The sequence below is a fragment of the Corynebacterium glyciniphilum AJ 3170 genome, assembly GCF_007673095.1.
In the GTDB taxonomy this organism is placed as follows: Bacteria; Actinomycetota; Actinomycetes; order Mycobacteriales; family Mycobacteriaceae; genus Corynebacterium.
Window position 1 is genome coordinate 1 of the sequence record NZ_VDYZ01000354.1, and the last position, 236, is coordinate 236.

Consider the following 236-nt stretch of genomic DNA (forward strand, 5'->3'; position numbering starts at 1 on the left):
GGAAAGGTGGGGGAGATGTAGGAGATGGAGGAGGAGAGGGTGGTGATGGTGGGGAGGGAGGGGATGTGGGGGTTGGAGTTGGTGGTGGAGAGGGGGATGGGGGAGAAGGGGGGGGTGGGGGTGTTGGGGGGTGTGGAGGGGGTGGTGAGGAGGGGGTGAGGTTGGGGGATCTGGGGTGGGGGGGAGGTTTAGGGGAAGAGGGGTGAGGGTGAGATGAAGGAGGGGTGGCAGGGGTG

1 protein-coding gene is annotated in these 236 nt (G+C 66.5%); it reads left to right on the forward strand.

Annotated elements, in window-relative coordinates; translation table 11 throughout:
• Positions 1 to 24 precede the first annotated feature (24 nt).
• Positions 25 to 159: a hypothetical protein gene (locus tag FS507_RS20145; protein ID WP_260853599.1), complete on the forward strand. Its 135-nt coding sequence runs from the start codon at positions 25 to 27 to the stop codon at positions 157 to 159.
• The last annotated feature ends 77 nt before the right edge of the window (positions 160 to 236 follow it).